The sequence below is a fragment of the Enterobacter sp. ODB01 genome (assembly GCF_001623605.1).
Taxonomy (GTDB): domain Bacteria; phylum Pseudomonadota; class Gammaproteobacteria; order Enterobacterales; family Enterobacteriaceae; genus Enterobacter; species Enterobacter kobei.
The window spans coordinates 521,024-539,544 of the sequence record NZ_CP015227.1 but is presented as its reverse complement, the minus strand read 5'-3'; the positions used below and the strand labels follow the sequence as shown (position 1 = coordinate 539,544).

Sequence of the window (18,521 nt, the reverse complement as noted above, 5' to 3'; positions counted from 1 at the left end):
ACACTCCGCACCAAACCTCAATTCCGTGAACCACCTTCCACTTGCCTGGGCTTATGCCATAAACAACCGCTCGCACACCCTTTAATACTGTGTTTTTGCACGGTGAGAGAACGAGTCACTCCTTCATATACTTTTCCGGTCACTTATAAAACGGCTTCAGGCCGTACCAAAACGACAAAACACATCTCATTCTGATTACCCTACCGGTGCTGTACAGAATGAACCAGGCGAAAGCTATGTTTCAGGAGTGCAACAATGAGTACATTAAGCCACGCAGCGAGCAGCGCTGAGAAGCGCACGAATGCCCGCTACTGGATAGTGGTGATGCTGTTTATCGTCACATCCTTTAACTATGGTGACCGCGCCACGCTGTCGATTGCCGGCTCTGAAATGGCAAAAGATATCGGCCTTGATCCGGTGGGCATGGGTTACGTTTTCTCCGCATTCTCATGGGCCTACGTCATCGGGCAAATTCCAGGCGGCTGGCTTCTGGACCGTTTTGGCTCTAAACGTGTCTATTTCTGGTCCATCTTTATCTGGTCTGCATTTACCCTTTTGCAGGGCTTTGTCGATGTTTTCAACGGTTTTGGCATTATCGTCGCGCTCTTTACGCTGCGCTTCCTGGTAGGTCTGGCAGAAGCGCCTTCCTTCCCGGGGAACAGTCGTATTGTCGCGGCCTGGTTCCCGGCGCAGGAGAGGGGAACGGCGGTGGCGATTTTTAACTCCGCCCAATATTTCGCCACGGTGATCTTCGCACCCATTATGGGCTGGCTGACGCACGAAGTGGGCTGGTCGCACGTCTTCTTCTTTATGGGCGGGCTAGGGATCATCATTAGCTTCGTCTGGCTGAAAGTGATCCACGAACCGAATCAGCATCCTGGCGTAAACAAGAAAGAGCTGGAGTACATTGCGGAAGGTGGTGCGCTGATCAACATGGATCAGAAGTCCGGGAAAGTAAAAGTCCCGTTCAGCCAGAAATGGGCGCAGATCAAACAGCTTGTCGGTACGCGGATGATGATCGGCATCTATCTGGGCCAGTACTGTATCAACGCGCTAACCTACTTCTTCATCACCTGGTTCCCGGTGTACCTGGTGCAGGCGCGGGGTATGTCGATCCTGAAAGCGGGGTTTGTTGCTTCGGTCCCGGCGATCTGCGGCTTTATCGGTGGCGTGCTCGGCGGGGTGATATCCGACTGGCTGATGCGACGCACCGGATCGCTGAACATCGCGCGTAAAACGCCGATTGTGCTCGGCATGCTGCTCTCCATGACTATGGTGTTCTGCAACTACGTCAGCGCCGAGTGGATGGTTATCGGCTTTATGGCGATGGCCTTCTTCGGCAAAGGCATTGGCGCGCTGGGCTGGGCGGTGATGGCGGATACCGCACCAAAAGAGATCAGCGGCCTGAGCGGCGGTCTTTTCAACATGTTCGGCAACATTTCCGGGATTGTTACGCCAATCGCGATTGGCTACATCGTTGGTACGACGGGGTCATTCAACGGTGCACTGATCTACGTCGGCGTGCATGCGCTGGTGGCAGTCCTGAGTTACCTGGTGCTGGTGGGGGATATCAAACGTATTGAACTCAAACCCGTAGTGGAGCGTGGCTGATGACAACGCAATCAAGCCCCATCGTGACTGAAATGAACGTTATTCCCGTGGCCGGGCAGGACAGCATGCTGCTCAATATTGGCGGCGCGCACAATGCGTGGTTTACCCGCAATATCGTTGTGTTGACTGATAGCGCAGGTAATACTGGCGTGGGTGAGGCACCTGGTGGGGAGGTGATCTACCAGACCCTGGTCGATGCAATTCCGCAGGTGGTGGGCCAGGAGGTTGCCCGCCTGAACAAGGTGGTTCAACGGGTGCATAAGGGCAACCAGTCGGCAGATTTTGATACCTTCGGTAAAGGAGCCTGGACGTTTGAGCTGCGCGTCAACGCGGTGGCCGCGCTGGAGGCCGCCCTGCTTGATTTACTGGGTAAGGCGCTGAATGTCCCGGTCTGCGAGCTGCTGGGGCCGGGCAAACAGCGTGATGCGGTCACCGTGCTGGGCTATCTGTTCTACGTGGGCGATCGCACGAAAACCGATCTCCCCTATCTGGCGCAATCACCGGGTAACCACGACTGGTATCAGCTGCGCCACCAGCAAGCCCTTACCCGCGACGCGGTGGTCCGCCTGGCCGAGGCGGCTCAGGATCGCTACGGCTTCAAAGATTTCAAGCTCAAGGGTGGCGTGCTGCCCGGTGAGCAGGAGATTGAAACCGCCCGGGCGTTGAAAAAACGTTTCCCGGAGGCGCGTATCACCGTTGACCCTAACGGCGCCTGGCTGCTGGAGGAAGCCATCAGCCTGTGCAAAGGTCTGGGAGACGTGCTGACCTACGCAGAAGACCCGTGTGGCGCGGAGCAGGGCTTCTCTGGCCGTGAAGTCATGGCCGAATTCCGCCGTGCCACCGGCTTACCGGTCGCCACCAATATGATTGCCACTAACTGGCGCGAAATGGGGCATGCGGTGATGCTGAACGCTGTCGATATTCCGCTGGCGGACCCGCACTTCTGGACGCTCTCCGGCGCGGTGCGTGTGGCGCAGCTGTGCGATGACTGGGGACTGACCTGGGGCTGCCACTCCAACAATCACTTCGACATTTCGCTGGCGATGTTTACCCACGTTGGCGCCGCGGCACCGGGAAACCCGACCGCTATCGACACCCACTGGATTTGGCAGGAAGGCGAAGCCCGCCTGACGAAAAATCCGCTGGAAATCAAAAATGGCAAGATTGCCGTTCCCGATTCGCCGGGCCTGGGCGTGGAACTTGACTGGGATCGTGTCCACAAAGCTCATGAGGCGTATAAAAAGCTACCGGGCGGTGCGCGTAATGACGCAGGCCCGATGCAATACCTTATTCCCGACTGGACATTTGACCGTAAGCGCCCTGTTTTTGGACGTCACTGATAAAAGGATTACACGATGAGTACTTTTACGACCCCTGTCGTCACTTCCATGCAAATCATTCCGGTCGCGGGTCATGACAGCATGCTGATGAACCTGAGCGGGGCACATGCACCGTTCTTTACCCGCAATATTGTCATTATCAAAGACAATGCCGGCCATACCGGTGTGGGTGAAATTCCGGGCGGGGAGAAGATCCGTAAAACGCTGGAGGATGCCATTCCGCTGGTGGTGGGCAAAATGCTGGGTGAGTACAAAAATGTCCTCAACACCGTGCGCAACACCTTTGCCGACCGCGATGCGGGTGGCAGGGGGCTGCAAACCTTCGATCTGCGAACCACCATCCACGTGGTGACCGGGATTGAAGCCGCAATGCTGGATTTGCTGGGCCAGCACCTGGGCGTTAACGTTGCCTCGCTGCTGGGTGAGGGGCAGCAGCGTTCAGAAGTAGAAATGCTTGGCTATCTGTTCTTTGTCGGCAATCGCACACTGACGCCGCTGCCGTACCAAAGCCAGACGAAGGAAGCATGCGACTGGTACCGGCTGCGCCATGAAGAGGCGATGACCCCGGATGCGGTGGTGAGGCTGGCGGAAGCGGCATACGAAAAATATGGCTTCAATGATTTCAAACTGAAAGGCGGCGTGCTGGCGGGTGAAGAAGAGGCAGAGGCCATTTCCGCGCTGGCAAAACGTTTCCCACAGGCGCGCGTGACGCTTGATCCAAACGGTGCATGGTCGCTTGATGAAGCGATCAAAATAGGTAAACAGCTCAAAGGTGTGCTGGCGTATGCCGAGGATCCCTGCGGGGCCGAGCAAGGTTTCTCGGGCCGCGAAGTGATGGCGGAATTCCGTCGCGCCACGGGGCTGCCGACCGCGACCAATATGATTGCCACCGACTGGCGTCAGATGGGGCATACCCTGTCATTACAATCCGTCGATATTCCACTGGCTGACCCGCACTTCTGGACGATGCAGGGCTCGGTCCGCGTGGCGCAGATGTGCCATGAGTTTGGCCTGACCTGGGGATCGCATTCTAATAACCACTTCGACGTGTCGCTGGCAATGTTCACCCACGTTGCCGCCGCCGCACCGGGCACCATTACCGCTATCGACACCCACTGGATCTGGCAGGAGGGGAATCAGCGTCTGACCAAAGCGCCGTTTGAGATAAAAGGTGGCATGGTGCAGGTGCCTTCAACGCCGGGATTGGGCATTGAGCTCGATATGGACCAGGTGATGAAAGCGCACGAGCTTTACCAGAAACACGGTCTGGGCGCGCGGGACGACGCGATGGCGATGCAGTATCTGATCCCCGACTGGACATTCGACAATAAACGTCCGTGCATGGTACGATAAACGCATTGGGACCGCTCCCATGAGCGGTTCTTTACGTGGTGTATGCTTAACGTAACGACTATGCGTAAGGATGGCTTATGAAAATTGTTATCGCACCGGACTCGTATAAGGAAAGTTTGAGTGCGCTTGAGGTTGCGACAGCGATAGAGCGCGGTTTTCGCGAGATCTTTCCCGAGGCGGTTTACGTCAAACTGCCGGTCGCGGATGGGGGAGAAGGCACCGTTGAGGCGATGATCGCGGCAACGCAGGGGCGAAGGGTACATGTCCCGGTGACCGGTCCCCTCGGCGAGCGGGTGGAAGGATTTTACGGGATTTCGGGTGACGAACAGAGCGCCTTTATTGAAATGGCGGCGGCAAGCGGTCTGGAACTGGTTGCGCCTTCGCAGCGCGATCCCCTGAAAACGACCTCCTGGGGCACAGGTGAACTTATCCGTCACGCGCTGGATGCGGGCGTTAAGCATATCATCATCGGTATCGGCGGTAGCGCCACAAATGACGGCGGGGCCGGGATGATGCAGGCGCTAGGTGCGAAGCTGCTCGACGCCAGTGAACAGCCGCTGGGGCAGGGCGGAGGCGAGCTGGGAAAACTCGCGCGTATCGACCTGAGCGGCCTGGACACGCGTCTGGCCGAGTGCCGGATTGAGGTCGCCTGCGACGTGACCAATCCTCTGGTTGGAAAGGATGGCGCGTCAGCCGTATTTGGCCCGCAAAAGGGGGCCACGCCTGAGATGATCATCACCCTGGACAATGCGCTTGCTCATTATGCGCGGATTATTGCCCGGGATCTGGATATGGATGTGCTAAACCTTGCTGGCGGTGGTGCGGCGGGGGGAATGGGCGCGGCGCTGTACGCTTTTTGCGGCGCACAGTTGCGCCAGGGCATTGAGATTGTAACCGATGCGCTGCACCTGGCCGACCAGGTGGCCGATGCAGATTTGGTTATCACCGGCGAAGGCCGCATCGACAGCCAGACGATCCACGGCAAAGTCCCGGTGGGGGTAGCGAAGGTCGCGAAACGCTTTAACAAACCCGTTATCGGGATTGCGGGCAGTCTGACTGCGGATGTTGGCGTGGTACACGATCACGGCATTGATGCGGTGTTTAGCGTGATTTACACCATCTGCTCGCTGGAAGATGCGCTGGAAAATGCCAGCGCGAATGTACAGATGACCGCCAGAAATATCGCGGCGGTGCTGAAAGTGGGGCAGGGAATGTAGTTCTCCCGCTCCCCGTGGGAGAGGGTTGGGTGAGGGCATCAGGCCGCACCCGCAATCGTAGGCCCGGTAAGGCGAAGCCGCCACCGGGCTTTTATCTCAGCTCCCCAATACCTTCATCGCTTCACGCGTCACGTTATCCATTTCATCCAGCAGCTCCAGAAACTCAGGTTCCAGCTCCGATTCTGGCGTACCTGCGCGCAGTTGCTGCTCCAGCAGCTGGCAGAGATTTTTAAGCCGCGGTACGCCGCTATAGCCGCAGCTGCCGTGAAGCTTGTGGATGGCTTCCAGCAGTTCATCCGGGTGTTCCCCCACAAGCTGTTCTTCAACTTTATTACGAATCTCCGGCAGAAACGCGACCAGCATTTGCAGCATCTCGCGGGCTAAATCGGGTTTACCTGCCGCCTGACGCAGTGCAAGCTGCCAGTCAAAGGTTGCATTTTGATTGACGGTGACCTCAACCGGCTCGCTGGAAACCGTGTAGCTTCCGCCAATATGTCCCGGCTTATAGCGTAACAGCAGGTTATGAAGCTTCTCTTCGTCGATAGGTTTCGCCAGATAATCATTCATCCCGGCGCTCAGTAACTTCTCTTTCTGACCGGCCATCGCATGCGCGGTGACCGCAATCACCGGTGTTTGCTGCTGATGTGGCAGCTGGTGGATCAACTCACAGGCCCGAATGCCATCCATGCCCGGCATCTGAATATCCATCAGAATTAAATCGAACTGCATCTGTTTGGCTTGTTCAACGGCCTGCGTGCCGCTGGTGCACAGCTCCACATGCTGAACCTGATCTTCCAGCAACACGCCAATGAGCTTCAGGTTTGCCGGGTTGTCATCAACTGCCATCACGCTCATCGGCAGTTTTTGCTCATCGTTAATCAGCGGAAGGGCATGCTGGCTAAGACGGCAATACTCCGTGAGGGCGGGCAGCAGGCGGGTGGCGGTGAGGGGTTTAAGCAGGCACGCGGCTGCCCCGTCGTTTTTCAACTCTTCCGCGTTTATCTGAGCGTGGCAGGGCAGCGCCAGCAGCAGATAGTCGGTCATCGACGCGGCTTTCGCCAGCCGCTCCTGCTGCATGGTCAGCTCGCCGGTGAACGTCACCGGAATACCCATCAGCAGAATGTCGTAGTGCTCAACGGCAAGCGCCGAAAAGGTAGGGCTGTAGACTACCTCCAGAGGTGTGGTGCTTAAAATATCCAGCGTGCACTGCGCGGCCGCCGCGTTAGGCTCGACGTAGGCCAGACGCTTACCGTTCAGGCAGCTTGTCACCGGACCGTCGGTCAACGCGTTCGGATTGAGATCCAGGTTAATGTGGAACCAGAAGGTTGAACCGCGGTTTGGCTGGCTGTGGAAAGAGATATCGCCGCCCATCTCGTTTACCAGCCTCTGCGTAATCACCAGCCCCAGACCGGTACCGCCATGACGACGGGAGATACTGGCATCCGCCTGGCGGAACGCCTGGAACAGACGCGACTGATCGCGCTCGGGAATACCAATCCCGGTATCGCGGATCTGAACCTCAATCTGTACCTTGTTGTTACTGAGCGCGCGTTTTTCTACCAGAATGTCGATGTTGCCGCTTTCGGTGAATTTAATGGCGTTGCCAACAAGATTGGTAATGACCTGCTGAAGGCGCAGAGGATCGCCGATGACGTTATCCGGCACGTCGTTTTTGATGTTAAGCGTCAGTTCAAGGCCTTTGTCGTGTGACGAGTGGGCGAGCAGCGTGACCACTTCATCGAGCGTACCGCGCAGCGGGAACGGTATGCTCTCCAGAATAAGCTTGCCCGCCTCCAGCTTGGAGAAGTCCAGCACGTCGTTAATGATCGCCAGCAGGTTGTTGGCCGAACGTTCAATGGTGTGCAGATGATCGCGCTGCGTCGGGTTAAGCTCGCTTTTCAGCGTCAGGCGGGTAAAGCCGATCACCCCATTGAGCGGCGTACGCAGCTCGTGCGACATATTGGCAAGGAATTCAGATTTAATCCGCGCCGCTTCCTGGGCGCGCTTTTTCGCCAGATCCAGCTCAACGTTCTGGATCTCCATCTGCTCCAGCGTTTCGCGCAGGTCAGACGTCGCCTGGTCAACGTTATGCTGCATCTCTTCGTGATAGGCCGCCAGCGACATCGCCATCGAGTTGATGCCGTTTTTCAGCATATCCAGCTCGCCCAGCATAAAACCTTCTACGCGGCTGTCGAGCTGTCCCCGGCGGATGCGGTCAACAGTATTGACCATATTGCGGATGGGGCCCGTTACGTCGCGCATCAGGCGCCAGCCGAAGATCAGTGCAATACCAATACAGAACAGCATCATCACGCCAGAGATAAAAATCTCTTTGTACTGCTGTAGCCGGACTGATTTGAGATCCAGCTCCAGCGCCACGTATCCCAGCATGTTATTGCTGGATTTGGCGTCAGATTGCGCAGACTCGTCGGGGGAATAACTTTCCGACACGATCGGCGTGCGCAGGATCATGATATCGCCGCGCCGCAGTACGGTGAGATGGCGCGGGAAAGGTGTACCGTCCGGGATTTTCAGGGCCGCCGGATCGAGATGAAAATTCGAGGTGACAAACAGGCGGTTATGTTCGTCGTAAACGGAAATGGCGCGTACGATGTCCGAGTGGCGTCGGTGAAGCACGCTGATTAACTGCCCAATGGATTCGCGGTTTTGCAGGTTCATCCCGTACTCGCTTGAGACGGCGAGCGGTTCGATGATGCTGGCGCCTGCATCCTCCAGCTGTCGCTGCAAATCGTTATAGCGGTGCACCACAAAGAAGATACTCAGCAGCAAACCGATGAGAACGGTGGGGGCGAGGATCAAAATCATCATGCGCGCGCGCAGGCTGTAGTTGGTCATGGCGTTCCGTTATGGGACAATTAAGATAATTATGTTTATGTGAGAAAAATCTCGGCGATGGCGCAATTCTACTCTGCAAAACGACGCGTGACGACGCGTCAAATCATTACTGTTGAAGCCACAGACCTTGACCCGTTTGGTCAGGGGGTGGCTCATCACAATGGTAAGACTCTGTTTATAACAGGTTTGCTGCCAACAGAACGAGCAGAAATTACGCTGACGGAAGACAAACGCCAGTACGCGCGCGGACAGGTGAAGCGTCGCCTCAACGATAGCCCGGCGCGCGTTGCGCCACGCTGTCCGCATTTTGGCGTTTGCGGAGGCTGCCAGCAACAGCATGCGAGCACAGAATTACAGCAAAAAAGCAAAAGCCGCGCCCTGGCGCGTCTGCTGAAGCACGACGTGAATGAAGTTATTGCTGATCAGCCCTGGGGCTACCGTCGCCGCGCGCGTCTGAGTCTGAGCTATCAGCCCAAAACGGCGCGGCTGGAGATGGGTTTTCGCAAAGCGGCCTCCAGCGATATTGTTGATGTGAAGCAGTGCCCTGTTTTGGTGCCCCATCTTGAGGCATTGCTTCCGCACGTGCGCACTTGCCTCTCAGGACTGGACGGCGTTCGCCATCTTGGGCATGTCGAACTGGTCATGGCCAATAATGGCCCGCTGATGGTGTTGCGCCACAACGCGCCATTATCGAAAAAAGATCGCGAAAAACTGGAACGTTTTTCGCATTCCCACGACCTGGCGCTTTTCCTTGCTCCACAAAGCGAGATACTTGAACAGGTTACCGGTGATGCGCCCTGGTATGCGTCAAACGGGCTACGCTTAACGTTTAGCCCGCGGGATTTCATTCAGGTAAATGATGGCGTAAACCAGCAGATGGTTGAGAAAGCGCTGGCGTGGCTTGATATACAGCCCACCGATCGGGTGCTCGATCTGTTCTGCGGCATGGGCAACTTCACGCTGCCGCTGGCGCGAAAAGCAGCAAGCGTCGTTGGCGTGGAAGGCGTTGAAGCGCTGGTGGCTAAAGGGCAGGAGAACGCACAACAGAACGGCTTGCAAAATGTGACATTCTTTCATCAAAATCTTGAGGAAGATGTGACGCAACAGCCGTGGGCACTGCAGGGATTTGACAAAATCCTGCTCGACCCGGCGCGCGCCGGTGCCCCGGGCGTCATGGCGCATGTGATTAAACTTGCCCCGAAGCGTGTGGTCTATGTTTCCTGTAACCCGGCAACGCTTGCCCGTGACAGTGAGGTATTAATCAGCGCGGGTTACCAAATTCAGCGTCTGGCAATGCTGGACATGTTCCCGCACACTGGGCATCTGGAATCGATGGTGTTGTTCGAGCACATCTAATTTGTTTGGCTTGTCGACTTCGACAGGCCCTGGTCCCTAAAGGAGAGGACAATGGTTGCGGTAAGAAGTGCACATCTCAATAAAGCTGGGGAGTTTGACCCACAAAAATGGATCGCAAGTCTGGGAATTTCCAGCCAGCAGTCGTGTGAACGCTTAACCGAAACCTGGGCCTACTGTCTTCGCACCACACAGGGTCATCCGGATGCCGATCTCCTTTTGTGGCGCGGCGTGGAGATGGTTGAAATCTTATCCATGCTGAACATGGATATTGAAACGCTGCAGGCCGCGTTGCTGTTTCCTCTCGCCGATGCGAACGTCGTGACGGAAGACGTGCTGCGTGAGAGCGTCGGAAAATCCGTCGTCGCGCTGATCCACGGCGTGCGCGATATGGCGGCTATCCGCCAGCTTAAAGCCGCGCACACCGATTCCGTCTCCTCTGAGCAGGTCGATAACGTCCGCCGGATGCTGCTGGCCATGGTGGATGATTTCCGCTGTGTGGTCATCAAACTGGCCGAGCGTATTGCCCACCTGCGTGAGGTGAAGGATGCGCCGGAAGACGAGCGCGTGCTGGCCGCCAAAGAGTGTACAAACATCTATGCGCCGCTGGCGAACCGGTTAGGTATCGGTCAGCTCAAATGGGAGCTGGAAGATTACTGCTTCCGTTATCTGCACCCGGCGGAATATAAGCGCATTGCCAAACTTCTGCATGAACGCCGCATTGACCGCGAGCACTATATCGAGGAGTTTGTCGGCGGCTTGCGCCAGGCGATGAAAGAAGAGAACGTGCGCGCCGAAGTCTACGGGCGACCTAAGCACATCTACAGCATCTGGCGCAAAATGCAGAAGAAACACCTCGCCTTTGACGAGCTGTTTGACGTGCGTGCCGTGCGTATCGTGGCGGAACGTCTGCAGGACTGCTACGCCGCGCTGGGGATCGTCCACACTCACTTCCGCCATCTGCCGGATGAGTTTGATGACTATGTGGCTAACCCTAAACCTAACGGTTATCAGTCCATTCACACCGTGGTGCTTGGCCCTGGCGGCAAAACGGTCGAAATTCAGATCCGCACCAAACAGATGCACGAAGATGCCGAGCTGGGCGTTGCCGCGCACTGGAAATACAAAGAGGGAACGTCGGGCGGGGCGCGTTCTGGTCACGAGGATCGCATCGCCTGGCTGCGCAAGCTGATTGCGTGGCAGGAAGAGATGGCCGACTCGGGCGAAATGCTCGACGAAGTCCGCAGCCAGGTCTTTGACGACCGGGTCTACGTCTTTACCCCGAAAGGGGATGTGGTCGACCTGCCAGCCGGTTCAACGCCGCTTGATTTTGCCTACCACATCCACAGTGACGTGGGGCACCGCTGTATCGGGGCGAAAATCGGCGGGCGCATCGTCCCGTTCACTTACCAGTTGCAGATGGGCGATCAGATTGAAATCATCACCCAGAAGCAGCCTAACCCGAGCCGGGACTGGCTTAATCCGAACCTGGGGTACGTCACCACCAGTCGCGGACGCTCAAAAATTCACGCCTGGTTCCGCAAGCAGGATCGTGACAAAAATATCCTTGCCGGTCGTCAGATCCTTGACGACGAGCTGGAACATATCGGGATCAGCCTGAAAGAGGCCGAGAAATTCCTGCTGCCGCGCTACAACTTCAACGAGCTTGACGAGCTGTTAGCGGCAATTGGCGGCGGCGATATTCGTCTCAATCAGATGGTTAACTTCCTGCAGGCGCAGTTCAATAAGCCAAGCGCGGAAGAGCAGGACGCGGCGGCGCTGAAGCAGCTGCAGCAGAAAACCTACGCCCCGCAGCAGCGCAGTAAAGACAATGGCCGGGTAGTGGTCGAGGGAGTGGGCAATCTGATGCACCACATTGCCCGCTGCTGTCAGCCAATTCCGGGCGACGACATCGTCGGCTTTATCACCCAGGGGCGCGGGATCTCGATCCACCGTTCCGACTGTGACCAGCTTGCCGAGCTGCAGTCCCATGCGCCGGAGCGCATCGTGGAAGCGGTCTGGGGGGAGAGCTACTCCGCCGGCTACTCGCTGGTGGTGCGTGTTACCGCCAATGACCGCAGCGGCTTGCTGCGCGATATCACCACCATTCTCGCCAACGAGAAGGTCAACGTGCTGGGTGTTGCCAGCCGCAGCGATACCCGCGAGCAGCTTGCCACCATCGATATGACCATCGAAATCTACAACCTGCAGGTGCTGGGTCGCGTACTCGGCAAACTGAACCAGGTGCCGGATGTGATTGACGCGCGTCGTCTGCACGGCGGGTAAATACACTCTTCTGTAGGCCGGGTAAGGCTTTGCCGCCACCCGGCTTGTTTTTTAATGGAAAACACTATGACTCAAATCGACCGCCTGCTCGGCATCATGAAACGCCTGCGCGATCCGGAAAACGGCTGCCCGTGGGACAAAGAGCAGACTTTCTCCACCATCGCCCCGTACACGCTTGAAGAGACCTACGAGGTGCTGGACGCCATTTCTCGCGAGGATTTTGACGACCTGCGTGGTGAACTCGGCGACCTGCTGTTCCAGGTGGTGTTCTACGCCCAGATGGCGCAGGAAGAAGGGCGCTTTAACTTTGATGATATCTGCGCCGCTATCAGCGACAAGCTTGAGCGCCGTCACCCGCATATCTTTGGCGATGCCACCGCAGGCAACAGCGCGGAAGTACTGGCCCGCTGGGAGCAGATAAAAAGCGCCGAGCGTGCTGAAAAATCCCAGCATTCGGCGCTGGACGATATTCCTCTGAGTCTGCCTGCGCTGATGCGCGCGCATAAAATTCAAAAGCGTTGTTCCGCCGTCGGTTTTGACTGGGACTCTCTGGGGCCGGTGCTGGATAAAGTGCATGAAGAGATCGACGAGGTTATGCACGAAGCGCAGCAGGCGGTGGTGGATGAAGCAAAGCTTGAGGAAGAGATGGGCGATCTGTTGTTTGCGACCGTCAACCTTTCGCGCCATTTAGGTGTAAAAGCGGAAACCGCATTGCAAAAAGCCAATCTGAAATTCGAACGTCGTTTTCGTGAAGTGGAGCGGATTGTCGCCTCGCGCGGCCTGGAAATGACCGGAGTTGACCTCCAGGCGATGGAAGAAGTCTGGCAGGAAGTAAAACGCCAGGAATCTGATCTCTAACGGAATTTTGCGATCAAGCGCAATTTGTGTGATTTTTTAAATGACAAGCACTTGATTTGCGTCAAAAACATTTACCCAAAAGGGGCTATTTTCTCACTCCTTATGTTTGTCATGGCCTGGAATGGAGACGGAGAATGAAAGTTTGTGGCGCTCGCCGTGTTCGGGTATACTACTTTCCCGTCCTGGTTATTCCATCGTTTCACCCTAACTTCTCAGGTTCAGCATGACAACGAACTATATTTTTGTGACCGGCGGGGTCGTATCCTCTCTGGGTAAAGGCATTGCCGCAGCCTCCCTCGCAGCCATTCTTGAAGCCCGTGGCCTCAATGTGACCATGATGAAACTGGATCCGTACATCAACGTCGATCCTGGCACCATGAGCCCAACCCAACACGGGGAAGTGTTCGTTACTGAAGACGGCGCTGAAACCGATCTGGATCTTGGCCACTACGAGCGTTTCATTCGTACCAAAATGACCCGTCGTAACAACTTTACGACTGGCCGCATCTACTCCGACGTTCTGCGTAAAGAGCGCCGCGGTGACTACCTGGGCGCGACCGTTCAGGTTATCCCACACATCACTAACGCCATCAAAGAGCGTGTCCTTGCCGGTGGCGAAGGGCATGACGTAGTGCTGGTTGAAATCGGCGGTACCGTAGGGGATATCGAATCCCTGCCGTTCCTCGAAGCGATTCGTCAGCTGGCGGTAGATATTGGTCGTGAGCATGCGCTGTTCATGCACCTGACGCTGGTGCCTTACATGGCGGCTGCAGGTGAAGTGAAAACCAAACCGACTCAGCACTCTGTTAAAGAGCTGCTCTCCATCGGTATTCAGCCTGACATCCTGGTTTGCCGTTCCGATCGCGCTATCCCGGCGAACGAACGTGCGAAAATTGCATTGTTCTGTAACGTGCCTGAAAAAGCCGTTATTTCAATGAAAGATGTCGATTCCATTTATAAAATCCCGGGCCTGTTGAAATCGCAGGGCCTGGACGATTATATTTGTAAACGATTCAGCTTGAACTGTCCGGAAGCTAACCTGTCTGAATGGGAACAGGTTATCTATGAAGAAGCCAATCCGGCGGGCGAAGTGACTATCGGTATGGTCGGCAAGTACATTGAACTGCCGGATGCCTATAAGTCAGTTATCGAAGCGCTGAAACACGGTGGTCTGAAGAACCGCGTCTCCGTGAACATCAAGCTGATTGATTCGCAGGATGTTGAAACGCGTGGCGTGGAAATTCTGAAAGATCTGGATGCGATTCTCATCCCTGGCGGCTTTGGCTACCGCGGTGTTGAAGGCAAGATCGCCACTGCACGCTACGCGCGTGAAAACAATATTCCTTACCTCGGCATCTGCCTGGGTATGCAGGTTGCGCTGATCGAATTTGCGCGCAACGTAGCGGGAATGGAAAACGCGAACTCTACGGAATTTGTGCCAGACTGTAAGTACCCTGTAGTGGCGCTGATTACGGAATGGCGCGACGAAGACGGTAACGTCGAAGTCCGTACCGAGAAGAGCGATCTGGGTGGCACAATGCGTCTTGGCGCACAGGCCTGCCAGCTGTCCGACGATAGCGTGGTTCGCAAGCTGTATGGCGAATCGGTCATCACCGAGCGCCATCGTCACCGCTATGAAGTCAACAACATGCTGTTGAAACAAATTGAAGCTGCGGGCCTGCGCGTTGCGGGCCGCTCCGGGGATGATCAGTTAGTCGAGATCATTGAAGTGCCAAACCATCCATGGTTTGTTGCCTGCCAGTTCCACCCGGAATTTACTTCAACGCCGCGTGACGGGCATCCGCTGTTTGCAGGCTTCGTGAAAGCCGCCAGCGAGTACCAGAAGCGTCAGGCGAAGTAAAAAAAGTTAGAACGGCAACGCGTACCTTTGGTACGCGTTGTTTGTCTGGAGTTTTAGTTTAACTTGTACTGAGGAAAATCTAATGTCCAAAATCGTTAAAGTCATCGGTCGTGAAATCATCGACTCCCGTGGTAACCCGACCGTTGAAGCTGAAGTTCATCTGGAAGGTGGTTTCGTCGGTATGGCAGCTGCTCCATCAGGTGCTTCTACGGGTTCCCGCGAAGCGCTGGAACTGCGCGATGGCGACAAATCCCGTTTCATGGGCAAAGGCGTACTGAAAGCGGTTGGCGCTGTAAACGGTCCTATTGCTCAGGCCATCATTGGCAAAGACGCTAAAGACCAGGCTGGCATCGACAAGATCATGATCGATCTGGACGGTACTGAAAACAAATCTAACTTCGGTGCGAACGCAATCCTGGCGGTTTCCCTGGCGAACGCCAAAGCAGCAGCGGCTGCTAAAGGTATGCCACTGTTCGAGCACATCGCTGAACTGAACGGCACCCCAGGCAAATACTCCATGCCTGTACCAATGATGAACATCATCAACGGTGGTGAGCACGCAGACAACAACGTTGATATTCAGGAATTCATGATTCAGCCAGTTGGCGCGAAATCCCTGAAAGAAGCGGTACGTATGGGTTCTGAAGTGTTCCACAACCTGGCTAAAGTTCTGAAAGCTAAAGGTATGAACACGGCTGTAGGTGACGAAGGTGGCTATGCGCCAAACCTGGGTTCTAACGCAGAAGCTCTGGCTGTTATCGCAGAAGCAGTAAAAGCTGCTGGCTACGAGCTGGGCAAAGACATCACCCTGGCGATGGACTGTGCAGCATCTGAATTCTACAAAGACGGTAAATACGTTCTGGCTGGCGAAGGCAACAAAGCGTTCACCTCCGAAGAGTTCACTCACTTCCTGGAAGACCTGACCAAACAGTACCCAATCGTCTCTATCGAAGACGGTCTGGACGAGTCTGACTGGGATGGTTTCGCATACCAGACCAAAGTACTGGGCGACAAAATCCAGCTGGTTGGTGACGATCTGTTCGTAACCAACACCAAGATCCTGAAAGAAGGCATCGAGAAAGGCATCGTTAACTCCATCCTGATCAAATTCAACCAGATCGGTTCTCTGACCGAAACCCTGGCTGCGATCAAAATGGCGAAAGACGCTGGCTACACCGCTGTCATCTCTCACCGTTCTGGTGAAACTGAAGATGCAACCATTGCTGACCTGGCAGTGGGTACCGCTGCAGGCCAGATCAAAACCGGTTCTATGAGCCGTTCTGACCGTGTTGCTAAATACAACCAGCTGATTCGTATCGAAGAAGCACTGGGCGAAAAAGCACCATACAACGGTCGTAAAGAGATCAAAGGCCAGGCATAATTGCTTAAGCCTTAAATGAAAATGCCAGTCGAAAGACTGGCATTTTTTTTGGCTATTTAAAATCGACCGCCATTTGCTCCGGGATGGTCAATCCCCGGGTGGTCTGGACGCAGCGGGCGATATAATCCGTAAAACGCGGGGGTTTCGGCATTCCCATGCTGAGCAGCTTATCGTTGCTGAAGCGCACGTTCAGCGTGGCAAAGGCGCCGTATAAGCGCATCGCTCTCAGCATCAGGCGTTCGTTGCATGGACCAAAAATCGTTTTCAGCTCGCGGCGCATTCTGACCAGCGTTTCGTAGCTGACCTGCGCATATTTATCACCGACGGGCGCTTTCTCCAGCGCCTGCGCCATAGCCTGATCGATGTCTGCAAAGCGAACGCTGTTTTCTTCCCCGGCAGAAATATGCACCACCTCACCCGGACGCGCGTTGCTGCCGAGCAGCATTAACAGCGCGTCGGCGCAATAATCCACCGGCACTACGTCGATCCGGTCTTCCATTGAACACATAAACTTTTGCAGCATCAGGCCCATACTGAAGACCCAGAAGATGCTGCTCGACGGCGTGCAGCCGTGACGGGTATGGCCGACGACGATGGAGGGGCGGGCGATAAGCAGCGGCAGGTCCGGGCACTCCTGACGCATCAGCTTTTCAATGGTTGACTTCGAATAAGTGTATTCCACCAGATGTTCAGCATTTTCTCTGAATTCAGCACTTTCCGCGACCAGTGAATCCTGCTCCGGGGTGCATGACATTGCTGTGCCTACGTGCAGGAAACGCTGCAGTCCAGTGACCTGTTCCATGCGGCGTGCCAGCGCAAGGGTACCGTCGACGTTTACCTTCCAGATAAGCGGGTTGTTTCCAAATGAGGCGACAGCCGCGCAGTTAACCACATGCGTGACCTGGTTCAGTCGCGGATCGTTCAGAAAGGCCTCCGGCTGACTGAGGTCGCCAATGAGAATATTCTCCACGCTCAGGGAAGCCAGTTTCTCCTCAGAAACGTTGAACTTACGCATGTTCTCCTGCACGCGCTCCAGCCCGCTTTGCGGATCGCCGGCGCGGGCAAGCAAAAGGAGTTTCACGGATTGATCGCTCGTCAGAATTTTTTCAAGTACTGCACCGCCCAGGAAACCGGTCACGCCTGTAATCAATAACATCTTCATTAATACCGTCTCATTATGATTGATGAGGCGAATTGTAGGCGCGCAAAAGTAAACGGCATTTAAATAATAAATCGCCGAAACAGGCAGCGTCTTAAGCTTATTTTAAGGAAAGGAAATCAGGTGGAGATATTGGACATTGCGGAAAGGTGAAAAATTCAATTTATAAATAATTATATTTCAACTTTATGATTTGTATGTATTTTTATGATTCAGGATTAGGGTGGTTACAGCATTGAAAATGTAATAAATAAAATATTTTGTTACACCAAACATTTATCTGGAAAATAAATTAAATTTTGCTTAAGGGAAATTGAGTAACGTAAAAAGCAGGCTAGTTTATGTAGCCTGCGTAATATTTTCAGAGCAGCAAAGGAAGCGTAGCGCTGGCTGTTTGCTGGCTAACATCCGCGTAATGGTTGTCCAGCGTAATAAGAGTGGTGGTCAGCAATTCGACCAGCAGCATGACACCCACCTTTGCATTGAGCGCGCCAGCGCTAAGCGGGCCTTCTGGCTTGGCGGCTACCAGTTGCATATCACTCAGGGAAGCCAGCGGGCTACGTGGCGTGTTGCTGAGCGCCAGAACCTTTACGCCGCGCTTGCGGGCCAGTTTCACCACATGAAGTAAATCCCGCGTAGAACCGGAACTGGAGATAGCCACGACCAGCGTTTCAGCCGAGAGCGTTGCCGCATTCATGGCTGCGCGGTGCATGTCGCTAAATAACTGTGCGGGTTTACCCAGCCTTAATAACTTGTAATGCAGATACTCACCGAGGATTGCGCTGGCCGCGACGCCATAGATCTGCACGGATTGCGCCTGATGCAGTGCCAGTGCGGCTTTTTCAAGCAGCGCCCGGTCCAGGAGCCTGGCGGTATCCTGCAGAGCCAGGATTGACTCATCCACCACGTTATCAATTTCATCCCCGGCCTCTCGCGCGGGCTGACCCTGCTGAATATCCAGCGCCAGCGCCATTTTGAATTCGTTATAGCCCTTGCAGCCCAGCGTCCGGCAAAGACGCGTCACGCTGGCCTCGCTGGTGTGACTCTCGCGCGCCAGTTCCGTGATCGTCAGGTAGAGCACTCGGGCGGGATCGCTGAGGACAAACTCGCCGAGTTTTTGTTGTGTTGGGCTGTACCCGGAAGCCTCCTGGCGGAGCTTCAGCAGCAGATTTTCATGGTCCGACATGCCAGGTCCTTAATGCGTTTCTCTGTGACTAGTGTGACGGAAAGCGGGGGAAAGATGCCA

The 18,521-nt window shown here is 55.3% G+C and carries 12 protein-coding genes; 9 read left to right on the top strand and 3 right to left on the bottom strand.

The features are described 5' to 3' along the window. The first annotated feature begins 255 nt into the window (after positions 1–255). The 4 genes from A4308_RS02575 to A4308_RS02560 all read left to right on the top strand — a co-directional run bounded on the left by A4308_RS02575 (position 256) and on the right by A4308_RS02560 (position 5,521). Complete coding sequence (locus A4308_RS02575) at positions 256–1,611, top strand: MFS transporter (protein WP_023331203.1); 1,356 nt, start codon at positions 256–258, stop codon at positions 1,609–1,611. Further along, positions 1,611–2,951, top strand: a complete 1,341-nt coding sequence (locus A4308_RS02570; RefSeq protein WP_045281985.1) for an enolase C-terminal domain-like protein — start codon at positions 1,611–1,613, stop codon at positions 2,949–2,951. The genes A4308_RS02575 and A4308_RS02570 overlap by 1 nt, the downstream gene beginning before the upstream one ends. Before the next feature lie 15 nt (positions 2,952–2,966). Then, positions 2,967–4,304 carry a glucarate dehydratase gene (gene gudD, locus A4308_RS02565; protein ID WP_045281984.1) on the top strand — a complete coding sequence of 446 codons (1,338 nt, stop codon included), beginning with the start codon at positions 2,967–2,969 and terminating at the stop codon, positions 4,302–4,304. 77 nt (positions 4,305–4,381) lie between these two features. Continuing rightward, positions 4,382–5,521, top strand: coding sequence for a glycerate kinase (locus tag A4308_RS02560; RefSeq protein ID WP_014885051.1), 1,140 nt, complete (start codon positions 4,382–4,384; stop codon positions 5,519–5,521). A gap of 96 nt (positions 5,522–5,617) precedes the next feature. Here the strand turns inward: A4308_RS02560 and barA are convergent, their stop codons facing one another. After that, entirely contained in the window at positions 5,618–8,377 is a 2,760-nt protein-coding gene (gene barA, locus A4308_RS02555) for a two-component sensor histidine kinase BarA (protein ID WP_045134132.1), read from the bottom strand. A gap of 57 nt (positions 8,378–8,434) precedes the next feature. On the opposite strand from barA, the gene rlmD reads away from it, so the two are divergent. The 5 genes from rlmD to eno all read left to right on the top strand — a co-directional run bounded on the left by rlmD (position 8,435) and on the right by eno (position 16,116). Next, positions 8,435–9,733: a 23S rRNA (uracil(1939)-C(5))-methyltransferase RlmD gene (rlmD, locus tag A4308_RS02550; protein WP_063308466.1), complete on the top strand. Its 1,299-nt coding sequence runs from the start codon at positions 8,435–8,437 to the stop codon at positions 9,731–9,733. Positions 9,734–9,784: 51 nt separating this feature from the next. Then, positions 9,785–12,016, top strand: a complete 2,232-nt coding sequence (gene relA, locus A4308_RS02545; RefSeq protein ID WP_014885048.1) for a GTP diphosphokinase — start codon at positions 9,785–9,787, stop codon at positions 12,014–12,016. 66 nt (positions 12,017–12,082) lie between these two features. Beyond that, entirely contained in the window at positions 12,083–12,874 is a 792-nt protein-coding gene (mazG, locus tag A4308_RS02540) for a nucleoside triphosphate pyrophosphohydrolase (protein ID WP_045281982.1), read from the top strand. Between the two features lie 223 nt (positions 12,875–13,097). Beyond that, positions 13,098–14,735: a glutamine hydrolyzing CTP synthase gene (pyrG, locus tag A4308_RS02535; RefSeq protein ID WP_014885046.1), complete on the top strand. Its 1,638-nt coding sequence runs from the start codon at positions 13,098–13,100 to the stop codon at positions 14,733–14,735. A gap of 82 nt (positions 14,736–14,817) precedes the next feature. Next, positions 14,818–16,116 (top strand): phosphopyruvate hydratase, encoded by a 1,299-nt coding sequence (gene eno / locus A4308_RS02530; protein WP_014885045.1) that lies wholly within the window; start codon positions 14,818–14,820, stop codon positions 16,114–16,116. Positions 16,117–16,168: 52 nt separating this feature from the next. Here eno and A4308_RS02525 read toward each other — a convergent pair whose 3' ends face one another. Next, complete coding sequence (locus tag A4308_RS02525; protein ID WP_023331198.1) at positions 16,169–17,278, bottom strand: SDR family oxidoreductase; 1,110 nt, start codon at positions 17,276–17,278, stop codon at positions 16,169–16,171. 358 nt (positions 17,279–17,636) lie between these two features. Further along, on the bottom strand, positions 17,637–18,461 hold the full coding sequence (locus A4308_RS02520) for a MurR/RpiR family transcriptional regulator (protein ID WP_045281980.1): 825 nt from the start codon (positions 18,459–18,461) through the stop codon (positions 17,637–17,639). Positions 18,462–18,521 lie beyond the last annotated feature (60 nt).

Coding starts and splice junctions, on each gene's coding strand:
- barA (WP_045134132.1), bottom strand. CDS start 8,377: ATGACCAACTACAGCCTGCGCGCGCGCATGATGATTTTGATCCTCGCC.
- gudD (WP_045281984.1), top strand. CDS start 2,967: ATGAGTACTTTTACGACCCCTGTCGTCACTTCCATGCAAATCATTCCG.
- A4308_RS02525 (WP_023331198.1), bottom strand. CDS start 17,278: ATGAAGATGTTATTGATTACAGGCGTGACCGGTTTCCTGGGCGGTGCA.
- pyrG (WP_014885046.1), top strand. CDS start 13,098: ATGACAACGAACTATATTTTTGTGACCGGCGGGGTCGTATCCTCTCTG.
- A4308_RS02520 (WP_045281980.1), bottom strand. CDS start 18,461: ATGTCGGACCATGAAAATCTGCTGCTGAAGCTCCGCCAGGAGGCTTCC.
- A4308_RS02575 (WP_023331203.1), top strand. CDS start 256: ATGAGTACATTAAGCCACGCAGCGAGCAGCGCTGAGAAGCGCACGAAT.
- A4308_RS02570 (WP_045281985.1), top strand. CDS start 1,611: ATGACAACGCAATCAAGCCCCATCGTGACTGAAATGAACGTTATTCCC.
- rlmD (WP_063308466.1), top strand. CDS start 8,435: ATGGCGCAATTCTACTCTGCAAAACGACGCGTGACGACGCGTCAAATC.
- A4308_RS02560 (WP_014885051.1), top strand. CDS start 4,382: ATGAAAATTGTTATCGCACCGGACTCGTATAAGGAAAGTTTGAGTGCG.
- mazG (WP_045281982.1), top strand. CDS start 12,083: ATGACTCAAATCGACCGCCTGCTCGGCATCATGAAACGCCTGCGCGAT.
- eno (WP_014885045.1), top strand. CDS start 14,818: ATGTCCAAAATCGTTAAAGTCATCGGTCGTGAAATCATCGACTCCCGT.
- relA (WP_014885048.1), top strand. CDS start 9,785: ATGGTTGCGGTAAGAAGTGCACATCTCAATAAAGCTGGGGAGTTTGAC.